Origin of the sequence: Gallibacterium genomosp. 3, from assembly GCF_001678475.1 — a bacterium.
GTDB lineage: Bacteria > Pseudomonadota > Gammaproteobacteria > Enterobacterales > Pasteurellaceae > Gallibacterium > Gallibacterium faecale.
Genome location: NZ_JTJR01000026.1, coordinates 1 through 20,400, shown reverse-complemented (window position 1 = coordinate 20,400; position 20,400 = coordinate 1). Strand labels below are relative to the sequence as shown.

Here is a 20,400-nt window from a genome sequence, read left to right as displayed (position 1 = left end):
GTTTGATTATTTATTGATTAGTCACGATACCCATTAGGATTATTTTTTTGCCAATTCCAAGTATCTTTCATCATTTGCTCTAAACCACGCTCAGTTTTCCAACCAAGTTCTTTTAAAGCAAGTGATGGATCAGAATAACAAGTTGCGATATCACCTGGACGACGATCAGTTAAACGATATGGAATTTTGATATTGTTGACTTTTTCAAACGCATGAACCATATCTAACACCGAATAACCAGTTCCTGTACCAAGATTGTAGATATGTAATCCAGCATCATTTTCATGACGATCTAATGCTTTTAAGTGACCGATCGCTAAATCGACAACGTGAATATAATCACGCACACCAGTACCATCATGGGTTGGGTAATTGCTACCAAATACCAAAAGTTGTTGTAATTTACCAATTGCAACTTGGCTAATATAAGGTAGAAGATTATTTGGAATACCATTTGGATCTTCACCAATTAAACCACTTTCGTGAGCACCAACTGGATTGAAGTAACGTAAGATAGTCATACTAAATTGTGGAATTGCTTTGACGACATCCATAATAATACGTTCTACCATAAATTTAGATGTGCCATAAGGATTGGTTGTTCCACCAACTTTGCAAGACTCAGTAATTGGAATAATTTCAGGATCACCATATACGGTTGCAGATGAGCTAAATACAAAATTAAATACGCCAGCTTGACGCATTTCATCTAATAAAGTAAGCGAGCCTTCAACATTATTACGATAGTATTCGATTGGTTTGGCGACACTTTCACCTACGGCTTTTAAACCTGCAAAGTGAATCACAGATTCAATCTTATGTTCAGCAAAAATACGTTTTAATAATACACGATCTAACACATCGCCTTGATAAAAAGTGACGGATTTTCCAGTAATTTGTTTAACACGATCTAACGATTTTGCGGATGAATTACAAAGATTATCTAAAACGACGACTTCTTTATTTGCATTTAATAATTCTACGACAGTATGTGAGCCTATATAACCAGCTCCACCTGTTACCAATACAACCATGGTGGCCTCCTTTAGATGTAAATGAATTAATATTTTACAGTTAAGCCAAAAGATTCAAGATGTGCTTTAATTTTTTCTAATGATTCTTTTGTTGGTGGCTTAACATCTTCGAGTTCATATTTTAAGCCAAGGGTTTCCCATTTATGTTTACCTAGTTGATGATAAGGGAGTAACTCGACTTTCTCGATATTCTTCATATCTTTAATGAATTCGCCTAATAATTGGACAGAGTGCTCATCATCGGTATAGCCCGGCACGACTACATAACGAATCCATGTTTTTTGATTACGCTTTTCTAAATATTTAGCAAATTCTAACGTGCGTTTATTCGGCACACCGATAAGATTTTGGTGAATGGTGTCATCTAGTTGTTTTAAATCGAGCAATACAAGATCAGTCACATCTAATAATTCATCAATAATATGATCATAATGACGGACAAAACCATTAGTATCTAAACAAGTGTTAATTCCTTGCTCTTTACAAGCACGGAACCAATCTCGCACAAACTCAGCTTGTAAAATTGCTTCACCACCAGAAGCTGTTACGCCACCGCCAGACGCATTCATAAAATGGCGGTAAGTCACGACTTCTTTCATAAGTTCTTCCACAGTAATATCCTTACCACCGTGTAAATCCCATGTATCTCGGTTATGACAATATTTGCAACGCATTAAACAGCCTTGCATAAAAAGGATAAAACGAATTCCGGGTCCATCTACGGTACCGCATGACTCAAATGAATGAATTCTTCCAATTGTTGACATAGAGTAAACAGCCTTATAGTCCTTATATATAATAGAAAAATGAAATCTTAAAAATTTTTTTAATTTTAGCTGAATTTGTTGTAAAACTCGACAGGAATTCTTTTTGCGAGAAAAATAAAATATCACTCAATATTAGTCTGTGGATAACTTTGTGGAAATAAGAGGCTTAAATTGTGATAATAATGGAATTTTGTTTATTTATGTTTGATTTTAAAAGAAAAAATTATCTATGATAATTTTATAAAATTGTTCAAAAAATAGAATGGTTAGCTAATCAAACAAAAGAAAATTTAAGAAAATGTACTTTGTATTTTTAATAAAATGTTAAATTTTAAAAAAGCAATACTGTTTATTTATTCAGGGTGTGAGTTATTCAGAGAAATTGTGGATAAAATTGTGATTGAATAGGCGTAAATTTACGTATAATTTATTTGCTGGCGTTTTTTTAAACATTGATAAAAATAAAATATTTTATAAATCATATGGTTATAAAATGTTGTCGAAAAAATAGGAAATTAGAAAAATACTGGTTATTTTTTAATCTTTATAACGAGGGATGGTGATGAAACCACCAATAACAGAACAACAATTAATGGAGCGAGCTTATCAACTGGCAGGTAGAACACTAGAGGATATTGCACAACAATTACAACGGCCTGTGCCAGAAAATTTAAGACGAGATAAAGGCTGGGTTGGCAGTTTAATTGAGTTAGCATTAGGGGCACAGGCAGGGAGTAAACCAGAACAAGATTTTGCCCATTTGGGGATTGAGCTGAAAACCATTCCGATTAATCAACAAGGTGAACCACTAGAAACAACATTTGTTTGTTTAGCGCCATTGATTGATAACCATGGTGTGGTGTGGGAGTGTTCTCATGTGCGTTATAAATTATCCAAAGTATTGTGGATCCCAGTTGAAGGGGAACGCACTATCCCCTTAGCTTTACGCCGAGTAGGACAACCTATTTTATGGCAGCCTTCAGCGGACGAAGAGATACAATTACGTCAGGATTGGGAAGAATTAATGGATTTAATTGTATTAGGTGATGTGAAGAAAATTAATGCTCGGATTGGTGAGGTTTTACAATTACGTCCTAAAGGCGCCAATAGTAAAGTATTAACTAAAGGCATTGGCAAACAGGGCGAGGTCATTGATACATTGCCGTTAGGTTTTTATTTACGAAAAAATTTTACCGCACAGATTTTGCACAATTTTCAGCGGGGAAAATATTCCTTTTCGTTGGATTAATCGTTATAGTATGGCGCTTTTACATTGAGTTTGATTATTTAGAGGAGTAGTTATGTTGGAGTGGATTAGTAGCCCGGAAGCATGGGTTGCTTTATTTACCTTAACGGCATTAGAAATTGTTTTAGGGATCGATAATATTATTTTTATCAGTATTCTCGTAGGACGCTTACCTGCTAACCAACGTCAATCAGGCCGTATTTTAGGTTTAGGTCTTGCGATGGGAACTCGTATTCTGTTGCTGCTTTCTTTAGCGTGGATTATGCGTTTAACAGAACCACTGTTTTCAGTAGCAGATTATCAAATTTCAGGTCGTGATCTTATCCTATTATTAGGAGGCTTGTTCTTGTTGGTGAAAAGTACTTTAGAGATCCACCATAGTATGGAAGAAAGTGCAACGCAAGAAGAAAAAACACCAAAAAAAGTGAGCTTCTTAGCTGTATTAATTCAAATTGCTTTATTAGATATTGTGTTCTCTTTAGATTCAGTAATTACTGCGGTTGGTATGGCAAATCATGTTGAGGTAATGATTATTGCGATTATTTTAGCGGTTGGTGTAATGATGATAGCGGCTAAACCAATTGGCGACTTTGTTGAAGCTCACCCAACCTTAAAAATTCTTGCATTATCTTTCTTAATTTTAATTGGGGTATCCTTAATTGGTGAAGGTCTATCATTCCACATTCCAAAAGGCTATATCTATTTTGCAATGGGCTTCTCAGTTTGTGTTGAGATGATTAATTTGAGAATGCGTCAGCATTTAAAAAAATAAGATAATAATTATTTAACTAATCGTTATTTTCCAATTCAAGCTGCATATCGATAGTGATAACATAAGTGATTATCTGAGTTAAGAGATGCAGCTTTTATCTTCTTCCTATCTCTTTTCTTTTTTCTAAAATTTTTCTAGCATATTAATTTTAACAATGTATTAACAAGGAAATATCATAATGGATGGCTTCCTTAGTTCTATTTCATTCTCGGTCAGTGTTACCTTACCCAATATCTTGATGTTATTTTTGGGGAGCTATTTACGCCGTATCGGTATGATTAATGATCAATTTTGCCAACAAGGTTCAAAGTTGGTTTTTAATATTACTTTGCCAGCATTATTGTTTTTAAGTATTGTGCAACACCCAACAGATTATGGCGCTCAATTACAAATTATTGTGGCAGGGTATGTTGGCTGTTTAATTACGTTTCTTTTAGCAGAGTTGTTTGCGGCTCGTTATGTGGCGGATATACGAGAAAGAGGGACTTTTGTTCAAGGTGTTTTCCGAGGTAATACTGGGATTATTGGTCTATCATTATGTGCGAATGCCTATGGCACAGAGGGAATTGCTTCCGCTTCGGTTTATACTGCATTGATTACCATCCTCTATAATATTTTAGCCGTAATTACCCTAAGCCGTTCACTTTCAACAACGGGCAAACCAAGTGTATTACATATTGCGAAACAAATTGCGAAGAATCCATTAATCTTGTCTATTGTTGTGGCATTAATTATCAGCAAGTTTGGTTTTTCAATTCCAAACTCATTAATGAGTACAGGTGATTATTTATCACGAATGACGCTACCTCTAGCGTTACTTTGTACTGGCGCTAGCTTAGATTTTAAAGGCTTAGATCCCTCCTCAAAATTAGCTTTTCAATCCAGTATCGGACGTATTTTAATTGCGCCTTTTATTTTGGTGATTGTCGCTCGTCTATTTGGGCTAACTGGTATTGGTTTAGGCGTAATTTTCTTAATGTCAGCAACGCCAGTTGCAGCAGCAAGTTATCCAATGGTACGCAGTATGGGCGGTAATGCGAAAACAGCAGCAAATATTATTGGGATTACAACATTGGGTTCTATTGTTAGTTCAGCGATTGGTATTGTGATTCTTAAACAATTAAATTGGATGTAATTTTTATTGTGTAATCCATACTGATCTCGTATAGTAATGCCCGTTCTCAACGGGGTGCACCATTAAGCATAATAATAATGGAGCTGAGATAATACCCGTCGAACCTGAACTGATTAGTCGCAGCGGAGGGATTTGAGAAGCATCAAGCTATTCAAAATCCTGTTCATTGCAGTTATGTTATGAAATAGGACACCAATTATGTTAAAAAAAGTTATCTTTGCCAGTGCTTTAACCATAAGCACTGTTTCATTTGCCGCACCAACTACCTTAAATGTTTATACCTACGATTCTTTCTCCTCCGAATGGGGACCAGGTCCAAAGTTAGAACAACTTTTTGAAAAACAGTGCCAATGTGATCTGAAATTTGTTGCTTTTGATAGTAGTGTCACTATGTTTAATCGCTTACGTTTAGAAGGGAAGAACAGTAAAGCGGATATTGCATTAGGTTTGGACCAAAGTTTATTAGAAGCGGCAGAACAATCTAAATTATTTGCAGCGACTTCAGTAGATGCGTCTAGTTTACAACTCCCGATGCAGTGGACAAGTAACACCTATATTCCGTATGACTTTGGTAGCTATGCTTTTATTTATGACAAAACAAAATTAACAACACCACCAACAACCTTAAAAGAGTTAGTCAAAAGAAAAGATTTACGAGTGATTTATCAAGATCCTCGTACTAGCTCCGTAGGGCGTGGCTTATTGCTTTGGATGAATCAGGTGTATCCACAAGATCAAGTCGCTCAAGCTTGGCAGCAACTTGCTCAGCATACTGTAACTGTGGGGAAAGGTTGGAGTGATACATACGGCGCTTTCTTAAAAGGGGAAGGAGATTTGGTATTGAGTTATCGTACCTCGCCTTTATACCATCTATTAAATGAACAAAATGATCATTATGCAGCAACAGTATTTAGTGAAGGAAACATCTTACAAATTGAAGTGGCGGCTAAATTAAAAGCAAGTAAACAGGCGAAACTTGCGGATCAATTCCTACAATTCTTAATTAGTCCGGAAGCACAAAAAATTATTAGCCAAAGTAATGTGATGTTTGCAGTAACTGATTCACCGATTGAACCTCATTATGATCAATTACGCCAACAACTATTATCCGAAAAAACGATTGATACTTCGAAAATAACACATCAACAAACGAAAGCATGGCTAGCGACTTGGCAAAATGCTTTATCTAAATAATGAAGTTCGTGCGTTGGCTTAGGCAATCTTCCTACCTATTATCGGGATTTAGTGTTTTATGTGTGCTTGCTGCCATTTATGGCGGCAGCCTTTGGCAATTATTGCAACAAAGTGCTTTATCTCAATGGGTAGGTTTATTGACCAATGAATATTTACACCAAGTTATCTATTTTAGTTTTTATCAGGCAGGGTTATCTGCATTTTTGTCGGTTATTTTAGGATTACTTGTTGCCAGAGCCTTATTTTACTTGGAATTTTCTGGCAAAAATATTCTACTAAAAATCTTTTCACTCACTTATGTGTTACCTGCATTAGTGGCAGTATTTGGTATTTTAGGAATTTATGGGTTTAATGGTTGGATTAACCAAGTTTTACGCCAATTCCAATTACAATTACCTGATATTTATGGCTTAACAGGAATTCTATTAGCCCATTTATTTTTTAATATCCCGTTAAGTGCTAAGGTATTACATCAACGTCTACAACAACTTTCTCCTGCCCAATTTAAACTGGCCGCACAATTAAATCTACGTGGCTGGCATTTTTTCCGTTGGGTAGAGTTACCTTTTTTACGCCCAATCTGTTTCAGTTTATTTGGCTTAATCTTTTTGCTCTGTTTTACCAGTTTTACAATCGTGTTAACGCTAGGTGGTGGACCAAAATATACCACCTTAGAAGTGGCGATTTATCAAGCAATTACCTTTGATTTTGAGATTGAAACTGCAGCGTTATTAGCTATTTTGCAGTTTGTATTCTGTTTTTTGTTATTTACGATTAATAGCCGTTTTGCTCGTTATCAACAGATGGGGAATGTCAGTGAACAACAATGGCGAGTGCCATTATCTCGCTGGCAGCGTTTGTGGCATGGATTAGTACTATTGATAGCGGCGTTATTTATTGTTAGTCCATTATTAGAAACCTTGATTGCGGGATTAAACGCTCGTCAATTCTGGCAGCAATTACTGCAAGCTGAATTATGGCAAGCGATCATGTTTTCGCTGTTATTAGCTCCTACTGCGGCAACATTTTGTATTATGTTAGCAGTGGCTTTATTACTAACGACTCGGCAACTTTATTGGCGAGGGCAACAAGCTGCCAGCCAACTCTTATTAAACATAGGCACGATTATTCTGGCGATACCAACATTAGTGTTAGCAACGGGATTGTTTTTATTATTAGGACAAATTGATGCCAATATTGTCGTGTTATTTTTATTAGTCGCATTGTGTAATGCATTTGTGGCGATGCCTTTTGCTTTACAGCTATTAACGCCAGCGTTTTATCATAATATGACCAACTATCACCGCCTTTGTTTATCATTGAATCTTCACGGTTGGCAGCGTTGGCGAATTGTCGAAAAAGCAACTTTGTTAAAACCTTTACGTGCTGCGTTTGCGTTAGCTGCAGCGATTTCTTTGGGGGATTTTACGGCGATTGCGTTATTTGGTAGTGATAGCTTTACCTCTTTGCCATTATTACTGTATCGGCAGTTAGGGCATTATCAAAGTGATGGTGCGGCTGTGACGGCAATGGTGCTGTTATTGTTTTATTTCTTTATTTTCTTATTTACGGAACAGAATAAACAAAATGATTAAGCTGAAACAGGTGCAATATGCATATCCACCGATGACAATGATGTTTGATTTAACGCTGCAAGCAGGGGAGAAAGTGGCGGTTATTGGTGCGAGTGGTGCAGGAAAATCTACCTTATTAAACCTTATTGCGGGTTTTGAACAGGTGAATCAAGGTGAAATTTGGTTACAAGGTGAAAATCATACTTATAGCGAGCCATATCAACGCCCTGTATCCATGCTGTTTCAAGATCATAATTTGTTCAATCATCTGACCGTAGCAGAGAATATTGCATTAGGGTTAAAACCGAGTTTGTCGTTAAATATTGCCGAACAGCAACAGGTTAAGCGAGTGGCACAGCAAGTTGGATTACAAACTTATTTAGATCGTTTACCAGAAACATTGTCTGGTGGACAAAAACAGCGTGTTACATTAGCTCGGACTTTATTACGTAACCGACCGATTTTATTATTAGATGAGCCATTTTCCGCACTAGACCCAGAATTACGCCAAGAGATGTTGGTATTAGTAGAACGAATCTGTAATGAGAAAAATCTTTGTTTACTCTTGGTAACGCACCAATTAAGCGAAGTCATTCATATTATGGATCGGGTAATTCGGATTGATAATGGTACGATCTCTGAAAATTATTTGGTAGATCGAGAAAACAGTCGCTAGAATATGGCACTTTGTTAGCAAAGTTGAACTTTGCGATTACTTAGGATAATAACAAAAGGATACGTTATGACAACAACAACAATTCAAATGCCTTCTATTACACCACACCCAACAGTGGAATATTGGTCAGTATGTAAAGTAGAAGCATTATTTGAAACGCCTTTCCTTGATTTAGTTTATCGTGCAGCACAAGTCCACCGTGAGAATTTTAATCCACAAGCAATTCAACTTTCGACATTAATGTCGATTAAGACGGGAGGATGCCCAGAAGATTGTGGTTATTGTCCTCAGTCAGCGCGCTATCAAACAGGCGTGCAAAATGAACAATTATTAGATATTGACGATATTGTAGCTAAAGCAAAAATTGCGAAAGAGCGCGGTGCAGGGCGTTTCTGTATGGGAGCAGCATGGCGTGGTCCAAAACCAAAAGATATTGAAAAAGTATCAGCGATTATTAAAGCAGTAAAAGAGCTTGGCTTAGAAACCTGCGGAACATTCGGCTTGTTACAAGATGGTATGGCGGAACAATTAAAGGAAGCTGGGCTAGATTATTACAATCACAATATTGATACAGCACCAGAGCATTATCATGATGTGATTACGACTCGCCGTTTTGAAGATCGTATCAGTACCTTAGGTAAAGTACGCCAAGCAGGATTAAAGGTGTGCTGTGGTGGTATTGTCGGGATGAATGAAACTCGTAAAGAGCGAGCGGGGTTAATTGCGAGCCTAGCAAATTTAGATCCGCAACCAGAATCTGTGCCAATCAACCAATTAGTGAAAGTAGAAGGTACACCAATGATGGAAGCGGATGAGCTTGATTGGACAGAGTTTGTACGTACCATTGCAGTAGCACGAATCACAATGCCAAGAAGTTATGTACGCCTTTCTGCAGGACGTCATAAAATGCCAGAAGCGATGCAAGCAATGTGTTTTATGGCAGGCGCAAACTCGATCTTCTATGGCGACAAATTATTGGTAACAGGTAATAATGAAGAAGACCATGACCAAATGTTAATGGCTAAATTGGATTTAGTTCCAGAAACCTTAGAAAATAGAAAAGAAACTGAAAATTAATATATCTTTATCTAATTCAATAAGATAAATGATTTTATCACACCCTTATATTTGGTATATAAGGGTGTTTTTATACTTAATATGATACATATGTTTATGGGATAAACATATTTGTTCATATAAATTTAATTGAATGATAAAAAGGGAGAATTTATAGAAGATTGATAAAAGAAAAACCGCCAGATTGGCGGTTAGATTAGATATTCTTGGCAAAAGCTAATAAAGAATTTTGTTTACTATACTTTAAATCTTCTGTTGTTTTTTTATTTTCTAACAACATTGCATAAAACAAAACAGTTAAAAAGAAATAAAACATATTACCAGAGTTGTGGGCAAAAAATACCTGGGTTAATCCATATGACATAACAGAAGTAATATGAATAATGCCAAGCGTAGCTAATGTTTTCACTTCTAAATTATTTCTACTCTCTCGATAAGCCTTGAAATATTGGTAAAGGGGTAATAGAAAAATTCCTAATAAAGAAAACAAACCAATAACTCCACGTTCTAACGTATCATTAATATATTGATTATGAGCATGACCTAAACTTGCTGGGAATTTTGCAAGAATACCTTGTTCACCTTGTTTTTTTCGTTCTTCTTTAGCGCCAGTATAACCCCAACCAAAAATAGGTTTCTCTTGAATAGATAGCCAAGAGGCTTTCCATAATTCTAATCTTGCGCCTACTGAGGTATCGGCATTATCTTCTTTACCGAAATTAGCAACTTCAATTTTAGCCCTTTCAATTTGGGATAAAACTTTAGATGATGGAGTGATCAATAAAGTAACAAAGATTAACAACAAAGCGGATAAGAAACTAATGATGACCTTTTTTGAAAGTGCTTTTCTATTCAGTATAAATAGAATAACAACAATAAATGGCATTAATAACCAACCACCTCGAGTGAGAGATAAGAAACTCCCCAACATACCGCCTAAAGAACCAATAGCACAGAATAAGGTATAAAAATGTTCTTTTCTTTGCAAGCAATAAAATATTAAAGCAAAACTAAATACGCCTAATGACATTGCCATATCACCAGATTGAATTACATAAGTGGTATCTGATAAAGCACGATCGTAATGTAGAAAAAATTTTTGATAGAAAGCATAAATACCAGTAGCAATTCCACCGAGAGGAATACTTAATAATAATGTTTTAAATGAAATTGAATAAAAAGGTAATAGAAAGAATAGCAGTAAGAAAAATAATGATCGGCTAGGCGAGTCTAAAACACTTAGTGAATCTTGATAAATAGCGACAGAACAAAGATAAATAATAAAATAGAAAATAAAAGGGTAAACAAAATAAAGACAGCATAGATCTAGTGTTGGAATTGCTTTATTTTTTATGAGATAGCTAAAAATGAATAATAAGGCAACAATAGCTAAAATAATTCCACTACTGTAAGCTTTAGGAATAATAACAAGAGTAATGAAAAAATAACTGACAACGAAATTTAAAAAGAATTGTAGATAGCGATAGTAATGAGAATTCATATTAGCTCTCTATAAGAATATTTAGAGTAGACCTCCCCTTACATAAATAAGGAGGTCAGGTGGATTAACGACTACGGAAAACAATACGACCTTTACTTAAGTCATAAGGAGTCATTTCTACAGTAACTTTGTCACCAGTTAAAATACGAATATAGTTTTTTCTCATTTTACCTGAGATATGTGCGGTGACTATGTGTCCATTTTCTAACTCGACACGAAACATTGTGTTTGGCAAGGTTTCTAAAATGGTGCCTTGCATTTCAATACTGTCTTCTTTTGCCATATTTCCTCTAAATAATTACAATAATAAATTGAATAAAAAGCTATCATTGTCTTGGTAGCTAACTTTAAGGGGTGAGATTATACACACTTATGCTATACTCGTGAAGTATTATATACACAAATAATAATAAATTATACTTAGAAGTAGATTTGGTATCGTAACTGATTGTTTTTAATATAATAATAGGTAAAATAAACTTCCTTATTATCTAGTGGAATCCCCTTTGATAGATTTCATGATAGTTATAGAAAAAGTAAAGTACTAATTGATAGACATAATAAAATAAAGGTATTAGTATTGTAGAAAAAGAAATGTATTTTATAGCAAGTATTGAACAAAGATATATTATGATATTGAATAATTTTATTCTAAATTTTCTATAGCATTTCTCATCTATAGTAAAGATATAGAGCTATTTTCCTTAAGAATTTAGAATAATTGTTAAAATATAAGAGATATAAAATGAAAGATTATCCTTTAGTAAGTATTATTACACCTGTATATAATGCAGAATTGTATATAAAAGATTGTATTGAGTCTATAATTAATCAAACATATCCTCATTGGGAACTACTTTTAGTTGATGACTGTTCCCAAGATGGTTCTATTAATATTATTAAAAGTTATATCCTTAAAGATAAAAGAATTAAATTATTTAAGAATAGTAAAAATTTAGGACCTGCTGGAGCAAGAAATATAGCATTAAAAAATGCACACGGAAAGTATATCACATTTCTAGATAGCGATGATTTTATATTAAAAGATAAAATAGAAAAGCAAGTTAATTTTATGATTTCTAATCAGATTAAGTTTTCACATGGTAATTATAGCTTTTACAATATTACTAATAGTAATATTAAAAATATTAGAGTTGAAAATTTTATTGATTATAAAATTTTATTAAAAGGGAATCAATTTAAAATTATGACAGTAATGATTGATAGAGATATATTATCAAATCAAATCTTTTCTGAAGTGGCTCATGAAGACTTTCTATTTTTTCTTAATATTTTAGAGAAGGGGTATAAATCCCAAAGATATTCAGAAGAGTATCATTCTATATGTAGAATAAATATACGCAATAGTGTATCATTTAATAAATTAAAAAGTGCAATATGGACTTGGAGAATCTATAGAGTTTATCTAAATCTTGGATTGCTTGCTTCTATATACTATTTTGTCCATTACATAATAAAAGGCATTAAAAAATATAGCTAATAAAAATTTATTAATTAGGAAAATATGATAAAGTCTAATTTATATCAAAAATGGGTATTAAGCTTAGATTCTGCAACGAAAAGAAGAGAGCTGTTTTTCTCACAAGAATATGCAAAATCATTTTTAATTCATACTGCAATAGATGCAAAAAAAAATGAGCATACTTTAATAAAACAATTTGATTTTTCTAAAGCAAAAAAACTTTATAATAGAACATTATCTTTAGGTGAAGCTGCTTGTACATTGAGCCATATAAATATATGGAGAAAACTAGCAGAAGATGAAGTGGCAAAATTTGCTATAATCTGTGAAGATGATGCGTTATTTAGTGATAACTATTTTATATTATTTAATATTATAGAAGATTGGATTAGAACAAATCGAATTAATGATATAGGTTTTATTATTTTTGGAGAATCCAAAGTTAAATCGTATAAGGGAAAATTAAAATATAGAATAGGCTATCCAATGCAGTTTTATCCTAAAATATATAAGATTACAGATAATCAAAATAGAATAAATAAAATCTGTGTGGGAGAATTAGCCAAAAATTATATGTGTGGTACAGTTGGATATATTATCTCTAATTTATGTGCTAAAGAGTTAATTAAATATGATAAGCCATACTGGTTAGCGGATGATTTTGAAGAAATTAAACGTATTATTGAAGATCAAACTAGGAAAGAAATTGGTATTTGGCATATATACCCTCGCTTGGTAAGAGAAAGAAACAATATAGTATCCACTTTAGAAATAGAACGTAAAAAAGAACAAAAAAATAGCTGGGGCTTTTTTAAGTACAAAGTATGGACATATATTAAATTTTTATTAAAGTGCCCTTTAATTTACTTTTTTCTCAGATGGAAAGTTATGAATCAAGCGAATAAACGTGCTGAAATAGTACTTAAAGATCAAATAAATAAAAATGAGTAGAACTAAAAAAAGTATAAAAAATATACTATCAAGTATATTATTCTTTGCCATTGGTATTATTTTAAGTTTCTTTTCTAGAACTCTATTTATTCATTCTTTAGGACAAGAATTAGTTGGTCTTAATACAACAATAAGTAATCTGGTAGGTATTCTCAACTTAGCTGAATTAGGGATTTATTCAGCAGTTTCATTTTTATTATATAAACCTTTATATGAAAAAGATATAGCTACCATCTTAACTATTATTGCACTATATAAGAAAATATACCGTAATATTGGTATATTTTTATTATTTACTAGCTTAATTATTATTCCTTTATTACCCTATTTGATTACTGATGAAAAGGTTGTTTGGTATTATCCTATATTAACATTCTTAGTAATGATGATAGGCTCGTTAAGTAATTATTTCTTTAACTATCGACAAATATTATTATGGGCAAATCAAGAAGGTTATAAGGCTACATTTATAATTGAAGGTACAGCTAAAATAAAACTTATTTTGCAAATCTTATGTGTATTATTCATAGAAAGAAATGTTTACCTTTATTGGCTACTTGCTGAATTCTTAATGCATATATTTCAAATTCTACTATTAGAATGGTGTGTAAAAAGGAATTTTGAATGGCTTAGTGATAATATAATAAACCAAGATTTATTTTATAGTTTAAGAAATGATATTTACCGTACAATAAGAAGAATATTTTTTTATAGATTAAGTAATGTAGTTATAGAACATATTTCACCTTTATTTGTATATATTTATATTAACTTGTCAGTAGTTACTATATATATGAATTATCTATTATTAGCAAAACTTTTAGGACAATTATCTCGTTTTATTAATAGTAGTGTAATTGCAAGTATAGGGCACTTAATAGCAGAAAAAAATATAACTCAAGAAAAGATAATATTTTATCAGTTTTCAAGTATAAAAATTTTCTTAGGTAGTTTATTTTCATTAGGATTTTGGTTTGAATCAACTAACTTAATTAGTTTGATCTTTGGAGGTAATTTTATTTTACCAAATATAGAAGTATTCTTATTTAGTCTTTTAGTATTTATGATGACTATACGAGATATTTCAGAAACATTCCTGTTTGTTAGAGGAATCTATGATGATATTTTTGCTCCTATAGTTGAGATGATAATTTATTTATTCTTTACTATAGGATTAGGATATTTATATGAGATAAATGGTATCATTTTAGGTATTATTGCTAGCTATACATTTATTCTAATTTGGAAGCCATGGTATCTTAAACAAAGATTAGAATTTCTTGATATGAGAAAATATATAAAAATAATAGTAAAAGGTATTATTTTGATAATTGTTTGTTATATAATACATACATATCAAAGATTATATATACTTGATAATTTATTGCCACATTTTACAATAATAAAATTAATATTAGATTCGATGCTATTAATATTAATTACATTTATTTTATTCTTTCTTTTTGAGAAAAATTTTAAATATTCCATTTTAAAAATTTTAGTAGAAGTCACTAAGTATTTTGAGTTTAATAAGAGATTATAATTATGTTAAAATTTTATAATAGAATTAAGCGTCACTTCTTTTATTATCATAAATTCCGTTCTCTCTTAGAAGCAAGTAATGCTCCAGTTAATCCTTATGCTTTTATTCGAGTTCATAACGAAATTCATACTGTAAAAGCATCATTGACAAGTATTGAGGGAGTATTAACACGAGGAGTTATTGGTTATCATGACTGTACTGATGGAACAGAAGAGTTTATTTTAGAATTTTGTTCCAGAAATAAAGGATTTATTCCTCATAAATATGAGTATTCAGTATGGCCACCAGACGATAATAATTATTTTGACTCTTTTGAAAACAGTAATCCAGAAAATAGATTAGATAGCTATTATAATAGCGTCTTAGATAAGATACCTAATTATGAATGGTTAATTAAAATTGATTGCGATCAAATTTATGATAAAGAGCTATTAAGGGCAACATTAAGAATGCCACTTAATGAAAGAGAATGTATTTTTCTACCCAGAATTAATATGCATTATCTAAATAATAAATTATATATTTTGCGTAATTCTCCTTTAAGTATTCATAGAGATCATTGGCTAGTGTATAAAACGCCAAAGCTTCATTTTATTATGAGTAGAGGAATTAATAATGTAGGAAAGCGATATGCATGGGAACTATTAGAGTTACCTCATCTTAATTGGATTGATACTGAGGTAATGCATTGGCATTTCCCCTTAATGAAAGTTAGACGAGAGGAGTTAGGAATTAATATGAATAGTCTCATTTTATTAGAAAATTCTCATGAGTTATTAGAACCATATAGGCAATTATTATTGCCAAATATGATTAATCCTGATTACATTTTAAATACATTAAAGAGTACTGGATTAAAGCCATGGAGATAAATTTTCTAGATGAAAGAACAATATACGTTATCAATTATTATTACAGTTTATAATATTTTTTCTTTTCTAGAAGAAGCAATATTATCATGTTTTGATGATTTATCTAGTGTAGAATTGATTATAGTTAATGATGGATCTTCTGAGAAAATGGATTTTGATTCATTGTTATTAAAGTATAGTAGTGTTATATCAATAAAATATATAAAGCTGAAAAAAAATAGAGGAACTTTTATAGCTAGAAAAGTTGGAGTAAGAGCTTCCACTGGCAAATATGTAGTATTTTTAGATGCTGATGATTATTTTATTCCTGGAGCAATTCTAAAAATTAAAGATCATCTTAAAGAAAGTAGCTATGATCTCCTTTTATTTCAATATAAGAAAAATGAAGAAATACTACCTAGATTTTCAGTAGAAGATAATATTCTAGAAATGACAAATATGACCTTGGTAACCTATTTTAATAATTATCCGGATGATTTTGACTGGTCATCAGCAGGGAAGGTTTATCGTAAAGGTATATTATTGGATGTATATAGTAATTTAGATTTTATTTCTCAGAGATTGGTAATTGCTGAGGATTTACTATTATATTCGGTTGCTTCTATATATATTAAGAAATTTAATTTTATAAATTATCCTTTATATTATTATAGAGTACATGAGGATTCTATTACGCAACAACTAGATAATAATACTTCTCAACTTAGAATGCAACAACTTGATATAATTTATCAATATTTATTCTTTCTAAAGGATAGATTCTATTCCTCCAAAGAAAATAGATTTATTTTTGAGTATTCTTTATTCTTAATAATTATAGAAAGATTAGCTTTAGGATATAAATATAAGAAAAATATACGATATTATATGAAATATATATTGGCTATGTATAAAAAATTAGGTGTAAAATTTTTAATAAAAAGATTATTAAGAAAAATATTAAATTAATATAGAAAAGGAGGGAGGAAAATGTATGATGATAATTTATTTCCTATTGTAATTGCTTGTGATGATAATTATATTCAATATGCATCAGTTCTAATTAGTTCAATTATTAAAAATAGAAATAAGAAATATTTCTATGAAATTAATATTTTATCAGAAACTATTAGTGAAGAAAATAAGAATTATATCTTTAAGCAGGCTAATAATTATGAAAATATCACTATTAAATTTATTTCATTAGATAAATTAAATACAGAAGAGTTTTATTTAAATTCTTATATGACGATAAGCACTTATTATAGGTTCTTTATTCCCATAATATTTAATAATTATGATAGAATATTATATTTGGATTGCGATATTATTGTTGATTCCGATATATCATATTTAATGAAGGTGGATTTGGATGAGTATTTATTAGCGGCTTGTAGAGATGAATATATTTGTAATTTTTTAGAAAAAAATAAAGAAAATATAGATTCTTTAAATTCAGTTTTTTCTTTTTATTATGTGAAAAATATATTAAAAGTTACAAATCCTCTTTCTTACTTTAATGCAGGTGTTTTATTATTTAATTTAAAAGAGTTCCGTGAGAAGAAATTAGAATATGCTTGTTTTGATTTATTAAAAGAAATACATAGACCATATTTCCAAGATCAAGATATCTTAAATTCATTAGCGAGTAGATATATTAATTCTGTAGATAAAATCAGAAAAAATCAAGTTTCAGGGGTTAAATTAATCTCTTATAAGTATAACGTTAATATTCCATATTATATAGGTCATAATAAATTGAATAGAATGATTTTTATTATTAAATTTATACTTTATAGATTTAAAAAAGAAAAATTATATTATATTTATCACTATATTAGTAAAGATAAACCTTGGAAAGTTAAAAGATTTGATGAAATCGCTTTTTATTACTATTTATTTAATAAAAATACACCAGATGAATTTAAGAAAAGTGTTCTAAAAGAAAATAATCGAGCAATTATATATTATATAGTTTTTAAGTGTTTATTTTTGTTATAAGATATATCATGTTAGTTATAGTGTATTATAAATAAAGGTAATTTAAATGAGAATATTAATCTCAATGGTAATACTAATTTTGGTCGATTTTATATTATTTTTTGTTTCTTTTTATTTTGGGATAGCATTAAATAGTTTTTATATGCAGAAAGATATTAATGTTTTTTTGCCTTCGTCAGAATATTTGGAAAGAGAAATAATTCATTTTATATTAGTTTTCTTATGTATATTATGGTTTGGCGGGGGGCAATTAAGACACTATTCATACAGGAAACCATTTTGGTTTGAATTAAAAGAGATTATAAAAATAATTTTTATTTTTTCCATCTTTGAGTTGGCAATTATTGCATTTTCCAAATTATATTTCTCAAGATATCTATGGATAACAATATGGGGTATTACACTTTTTTTTGTGCCATTAGGACGTTTTTTTATTAAGAAATTATTAATTAATCTAAAATTATACACTAAAAATACTATTATTATTGGAGCAAAGAAAAATGCCTTAGATGCGTATAAAGCATTAATAAGTGAGCCTTATTTAGGCTTAGTAATAACACAATTTATTAGTGTAGATAACAGTACTATTGAAGATGAAATAAAAAATCTTGATATTAATATTATAAGAAGTAAGGATGTAGATAAATTTTTAGATTTAAATAATAATATTGATACTCAATTTATTATTGCGTTAGAAGAAAATGAAGATGTACTTAGAAATTTTTGGTTAAGGAAATTAACTAGGAAAAATTATCGGTTTATTTCTATAGTGCCTACTGTAAGAGGTATCCCACTATATAGCACAGATGTAGCTTTTATTTTTAGCTATGAAATAATGCTACTTCGAATACATAATAATTTATCAAAGATATCATCTAGATTTTTAAAGCGTATAATAGATATAATAGGATCGTTATTACTACTTATTTTATTTTCTCCTTTGTTAATTACCCTATATTATCTAATTTCAAGAGAAGAAGGGGGTAGATGGGGGAATGTAATATATGGGCATACTAGAATTGGAAGAAATAAAAAACCTTTTAAATGTTTAAAATTTCGCTCTATGGTATTAAACTCTCAAGAAGTTTTACAACAGATATTAGCTAATGATCCAGTAGCTCGTAGAGAATGGGAAAAAGATTTCAAGTTAAAAAATGATCCAAGAATCACTAAAGTTGGGCACTTCTTAAGAAAAACAAGTCTGGATGAATTACCTCAATTATTGAATGTATTAAAAGGCGAAATGAGTTTAGTTGGTCCAAGACCTATTGTACGTAGTGAATTAATAAAATATAAAGATAATGTTGATTACTATTTTATGGCAAAACCTGGAATGACTGGGCTATGGCAAATAAGTGGTAGAAATAATGTTGATTATACTACTCGTGTTTATTATGATGTCTGGTATGTTAAAAATTGGTCTATTTGGAATGATATTGTGATTTTATTTAAGACAGTGAAAATTGTGTTAAATCGTAATGGAGCTTATTAGTAATTCATTTTATGAAAATCCTCATCACAGGCGGATCCGGGTTTATCGGTTCCGCTGTTGTTCGTTATATTATTAACTTCACTACCCATCAAGTAATTAATCTTGATAAATTAACTTATGCGGCTAATCCTTTAGCTTTATCTAATGTACAAAATAATCCACGATATTTTTTTGAGCAAGTTGATATTTGTGATCGTTTAGCAGTTGATCATATTTTCCAAAAATATCAACCAGATGCTGTTATGCATCTGGCTGCAGAAAGCCATGTAGATCGTTCTATTAGTGGATCAGCAAAATTTATTCAAACTAATATTATTGGTACATATACACTCTTAGAATCTACTCGCTGTTATTGGGAAAAACTTCCTATTTCTAAACAAGAAAAATTCCGCTTTCATCATATTTCAACAGATGAAGTTTATGGTGATCTAGAAATAGAGTCAGAACTGCTTTTCACAGAACATTCGCCTTATGCACCTAGTAGCCCTTATTCAGCTTCTAAAGCCTCAAGTGATCATCTAGTGCGGGCTTGGTATCGCACTTTTGGTTTGCCAATTCTTATCACAAATTGTTCCAATAATTATGGACCATATCAATTCCCTGAAAAGTTAATTCCATTAACAATTTTAAATGCTGTTTCAGGTAAACCGCTTCCTATGTATGGTGATGGGCAGCAAATCCGTGATTGGTTATTTGTAGATGATCATGTAAAAGCTTTATATAAAGTTCTTATAAAGGGAAAGGTTGGTGAAACATATAATATTGGTGGTAATAATGAACGTAAAAATATTGAAGTTGTTGAATCTATATGCCAAATATTAGAGGAGTTAGCTCCGAATAAATCAACTGGAATTTCAGCATACCGTGACTTGATTACTTTTGTGACCGATCGACCTGGACATGATTTACGTTATGCCATTGATGCCACTAAAATCAAAAAAGAATTGGGATGGTATCCAGAAGAAACGTTTGAAAGTGGATTAAGGAAAACAGTGGAGTGGTATTTAAGTAATAAAAATATTATTTAAATGTATTTTTAATTTGTAAATAAAAATCTTTGGTTGTGTTGTCGAGTAGTTTCATAATTATCGTAATAAAAAGAA

19 protein-coding genes and 1 riboswitch are annotated in these 20,400 nt (G+C 31.1%); of the genes, 15 read left to right on the top strand and 4 right to left on the bottom strand.

What is annotated here, in order from left to right; genetic code table 11:
- Positions 1-17 precede the first annotated feature (17 nt).
- Both galE and pflA read right to left on the bottom strand, forming a co-directional pair.
- Positions 18-1,034, bottom strand: a complete 1,017-nt coding sequence (galE, locus tag QV06_RS06585) for a UDP-glucose 4-epimerase GalE (protein WP_065237446.1) — start codon at positions 1,032-1,034, stop codon at positions 18-20.
- 26 nt (positions 1,035-1,060) lie between these two features.
- Positions 1,061-1,801, bottom strand: coding sequence for a pyruvate formate lyase 1-activating protein (gene pflA / locus QV06_RS06580; RefSeq protein ID WP_065234138.1), 741 nt, complete (start codon positions 1,799-1,801; stop codon positions 1,061-1,063).
- Positions 1,802-2,363: 562 nt separating this feature from the next.
- Between pflA and mutH the strand changes: the two genes are divergently transcribed.
- From mutH to bioB, 7 genes are all read left to right on the top strand, one after another.
- The gene (gene mutH, locus QV06_RS06575; protein ID WP_065237445.1) at positions 2,364-3,050 is read left to right on the top strand and encodes a DNA mismatch repair endonuclease MutH; all 687 of its coding nucleotides are present in this window, start codon (positions 2,364-2,366) and stop codon (positions 3,048-3,050) included.
- Between the two features lie 52 nt (positions 3,051-3,102).
- Positions 3,103-3,819: a TerC family protein gene (locus tag QV06_RS06570; protein ID WP_065234140.1), complete on the top strand. Its 717-nt coding sequence runs from the start codon at positions 3,103-3,105 to the stop codon at positions 3,817-3,819.
- Between the two features lie 178 nt (positions 3,820-3,997).
- A complete protein-coding gene (locus QV06_RS06565) occupies positions 3,998-4,954 on the top strand; it encodes an AEC family transporter (protein WP_065237444.1) in 957 nt (318 codons plus the stop codon).
- 40 nt (positions 4,955-4,994) lie between these two features.
- Positions 4,995-5,103: riboswitch (TPP riboswitch) on the top strand.
- A gap of 49 nt (positions 5,104-5,152) precedes the next feature.
- Entirely contained in the window at positions 5,153-6,148 is a 996-nt protein-coding gene (gene thiB, locus QV06_RS06560; RefSeq protein ID WP_065237443.1) for a thiamine ABC transporter substrate binding subunit, read from the top strand.
- Positions 6,148-7,743: a thiamine/thiamine pyrophosphate ABC transporter permease gene (gene thiP, locus QV06_RS06555; RefSeq protein ID WP_065237442.1), complete on the top strand. Its 1,596-nt coding sequence runs from the start codon at positions 6,148-6,150 to the stop codon at positions 7,741-7,743. Before thiB ends, thiP begins: the two co-directional genes overlap by 1 nt.
- Positions 7,736-8,398 carry a thiamine ABC transporter ATP-binding protein gene (thiQ, locus tag QV06_RS06550; protein WP_065237441.1) on the top strand — a complete coding sequence of 221 codons (663 nt, stop codon included), beginning with the start codon at positions 7,736-7,738 and terminating at the stop codon, positions 8,396-8,398. The genes thiP and thiQ overlap by 8 nt, the downstream gene beginning before the upstream one ends.
- Before the next feature lie 66 nt (positions 8,399-8,464).
- Positions 8,465-9,475, top strand: a complete 1,011-nt coding sequence (bioB, locus tag QV06_RS06545; RefSeq protein ID WP_065234145.1) for a biotin synthase BioB — start codon at positions 8,465-8,467, stop codon at positions 9,473-9,475.
- A 196-nt stretch (positions 9,476-9,671) separates the two neighbouring features.
- Here the strand turns inward: bioB and QV06_RS06540 are convergent, their stop codons facing one another.
- Positions 9,672-10,976 (bottom strand): O-antigen ligase family protein, encoded by a 1,305-nt coding sequence (locus QV06_RS06540; protein WP_065237440.1) that lies wholly within the window; start codon positions 10,974-10,976, stop codon positions 9,672-9,674.
- Positions 10,977-11,040: 64 nt separating this feature from the next.
- Positions 11,041-11,259, bottom strand: a complete 219-nt coding sequence (gene infA, locus QV06_RS06535; RefSeq protein WP_065237439.1) for a translation initiation factor IF-1 — start codon at positions 11,257-11,259, stop codon at positions 11,041-11,043.
- A gap of 462 nt (positions 11,260-11,721) precedes the next feature.
- Between infA and QV06_RS06530 the strand changes: the two genes are divergently transcribed.
- Genes QV06_RS06530 through rfbB form a run of 8 tightly spaced genes read left to right on the top strand, consistent with a single transcriptional unit; the run spans position 11,722 to position 20,325 of the window.
- Positions 11,722-12,477 (top strand): glycosyltransferase family 2 protein, encoded by a 756-nt coding sequence (locus QV06_RS06530; RefSeq protein WP_065237438.1) that lies wholly within the window; start codon positions 11,722-11,724, stop codon positions 12,475-12,477.
- 24 nt (positions 12,478-12,501) lie between these two features.
- Positions 12,502-13,410, top strand: a complete 909-nt coding sequence (locus QV06_RS06525) for a glycosyltransferase family 25 protein (RefSeq protein WP_065237437.1) — start codon at positions 12,502-12,504, stop codon at positions 13,408-13,410.
- Positions 13,403-14,953 carry a lipopolysaccharide biosynthesis protein gene (locus QV06_RS06520; protein ID WP_065237436.1) on the top strand — a complete coding sequence of 517 codons (1,551 nt, stop codon included), beginning with the start codon at positions 13,403-13,405 and terminating at the stop codon, positions 14,951-14,953. Before QV06_RS06525 ends, QV06_RS06520 begins: the two co-directional genes overlap by 8 nt.
- Positions 14,954-14,955: 2 nt before the next feature.
- Positions 14,956-15,825, top strand: a complete 870-nt coding sequence (locus tag QV06_RS06515; RefSeq protein ID WP_065237435.1) for a hypothetical protein — start codon at positions 14,956-14,958, stop codon at positions 15,823-15,825.
- A 9-nt stretch (positions 15,826-15,834) separates the two neighbouring features.
- Positions 15,835-16,773, top strand: coding sequence for a glycosyltransferase family 2 protein (locus tag QV06_RS06510; protein ID WP_065237434.1), 939 nt, complete (start codon positions 15,835-15,837; stop codon positions 16,771-16,773).
- 21 nt (positions 16,774-16,794) lie between these two features.
- A complete protein-coding gene (locus tag QV06_RS06505) occupies positions 16,795-17,805 on the top strand; it encodes a glycosyltransferase family 8 protein (RefSeq protein ID WP_065237433.1) in 1,011 nt (336 codons plus the stop codon).
- 46 nt (positions 17,806-17,851) lie between these two features.
- The gene (wbaP, locus tag QV06_RS06500; RefSeq protein ID WP_065237432.1) at positions 17,852-19,297 is read left to right on the top strand and encodes an undecaprenyl-phosphate galactose phosphotransferase WbaP; all 1,446 of its coding nucleotides are present in this window, start codon (positions 17,852-17,854) and stop codon (positions 19,295-19,297) included.
- Between the two features lie 11 nt (positions 19,298-19,308).
- Positions 19,309-20,325 carry a dTDP-glucose 4,6-dehydratase gene (gene rfbB, locus QV06_RS06495; protein WP_065237431.1) on the top strand — a complete coding sequence of 339 codons (1,017 nt, stop codon included), beginning with the start codon at positions 19,309-19,311 and terminating at the stop codon, positions 20,323-20,325.
- Positions 20,326-20,400: the final 75 nt, after the last annotated feature.

Excerpts from the sequence above, each read along its gene's own strand:
- QV06_RS06565 (WP_065237444.1), top strand. The coding sequence starts at position 3,998 with ATGGATGGCTTCCTTAGTTCTATTTCATTCTCGGTCAGTGTTACCTTA.
- QV06_RS06530 (WP_065237438.1), top strand. The coding sequence starts at position 11,722 with ATGAAAGATTATCCTTTAGTAAGTATTATTACACCTGTATATAATGCA.
- rfbB (WP_065237431.1), top strand. The coding sequence starts at position 19,309 with ATGAAAATCCTCATCACAGGCGGATCCGGGTTTATCGGTTCCGCTGTT.
- QV06_RS06540 (WP_065237440.1), bottom strand. The coding sequence starts at position 10,976 with ATGAATTCTCATTACTATCGCTATCTACAATTCTTTTTAAATTTCGTT.
- thiP (WP_065237442.1), top strand. The coding sequence starts at position 6,148 with ATGAAGTTCGTGCGTTGGCTTAGGCAATCTTCCTACCTATTATCGGGA.
- galE (WP_065237446.1), bottom strand. The coding sequence starts at position 1,034 with ATGGTTGTATTGGTAACAGGTGGAGCTGGTTATATAGGCTCACATACT.
- bioB (WP_065234145.1), top strand. The coding sequence starts at position 8,465 with ATGACAACAACAACAATTCAAATGCCTTCTATTACACCACACCCAACA.
- QV06_RS06570 (WP_065234140.1), top strand. The coding sequence starts at position 3,103 with ATGTTGGAGTGGATTAGTAGCCCGGAAGCATGGGTTGCTTTATTTACC.
- QV06_RS06505 (WP_065237433.1), top strand. The coding sequence starts at position 16,795 with ATGTATGATGATAATTTATTTCCTATTGTAATTGCTTGTGATGATAAT.
- wbaP (WP_065237432.1), top strand. The coding sequence starts at position 17,852 with ATGAGAATATTAATCTCAATGGTAATACTAATTTTGGTCGATTTTATA.
- thiB (WP_065237443.1), top strand. The coding sequence starts at position 5,153 with ATGTTAAAAAAAGTTATCTTTGCCAGTGCTTTAACCATAAGCACTGTT.
- QV06_RS06510 (WP_065237434.1), top strand. The coding sequence starts at position 15,835 with ATGAAAGAACAATATACGTTATCAATTATTATTACAGTTTATAATATT.
- thiQ (WP_065237441.1), top strand. The coding sequence starts at position 7,736 with ATGATTAAGCTGAAACAGGTGCAATATGCATATCCACCGATGACAATG.
- QV06_RS06515 (WP_065237435.1), top strand. The coding sequence starts at position 14,956 with ATGTTAAAATTTTATAATAGAATTAAGCGTCACTTCTTTTATTATCAT.
- mutH (WP_065237445.1), top strand. The coding sequence starts at position 2,364 with ATGAAACCACCAATAACAGAACAACAATTAATGGAGCGAGCTTATCAA.
- QV06_RS06525 (WP_065237437.1), top strand. The coding sequence starts at position 12,502 with ATGATAAAGTCTAATTTATATCAAAAATGGGTATTAAGCTTAGATTCT.
- pflA (WP_065234138.1), bottom strand. The coding sequence starts at position 1,801 with ATGTCAACAATTGGAAGAATTCATTCATTTGAGTCATGCGGTACCGTA.
- QV06_RS06520 (WP_065237436.1), top strand. The coding sequence starts at position 13,403 with ATGAGTAGAACTAAAAAAAGTATAAAAAATATACTATCAAGTATATTA.
- infA (WP_065237439.1), bottom strand. The coding sequence starts at position 11,259 with ATGGCAAAAGAAGACAGTATTGAAATGCAAGGCACCATTTTAGAAACC.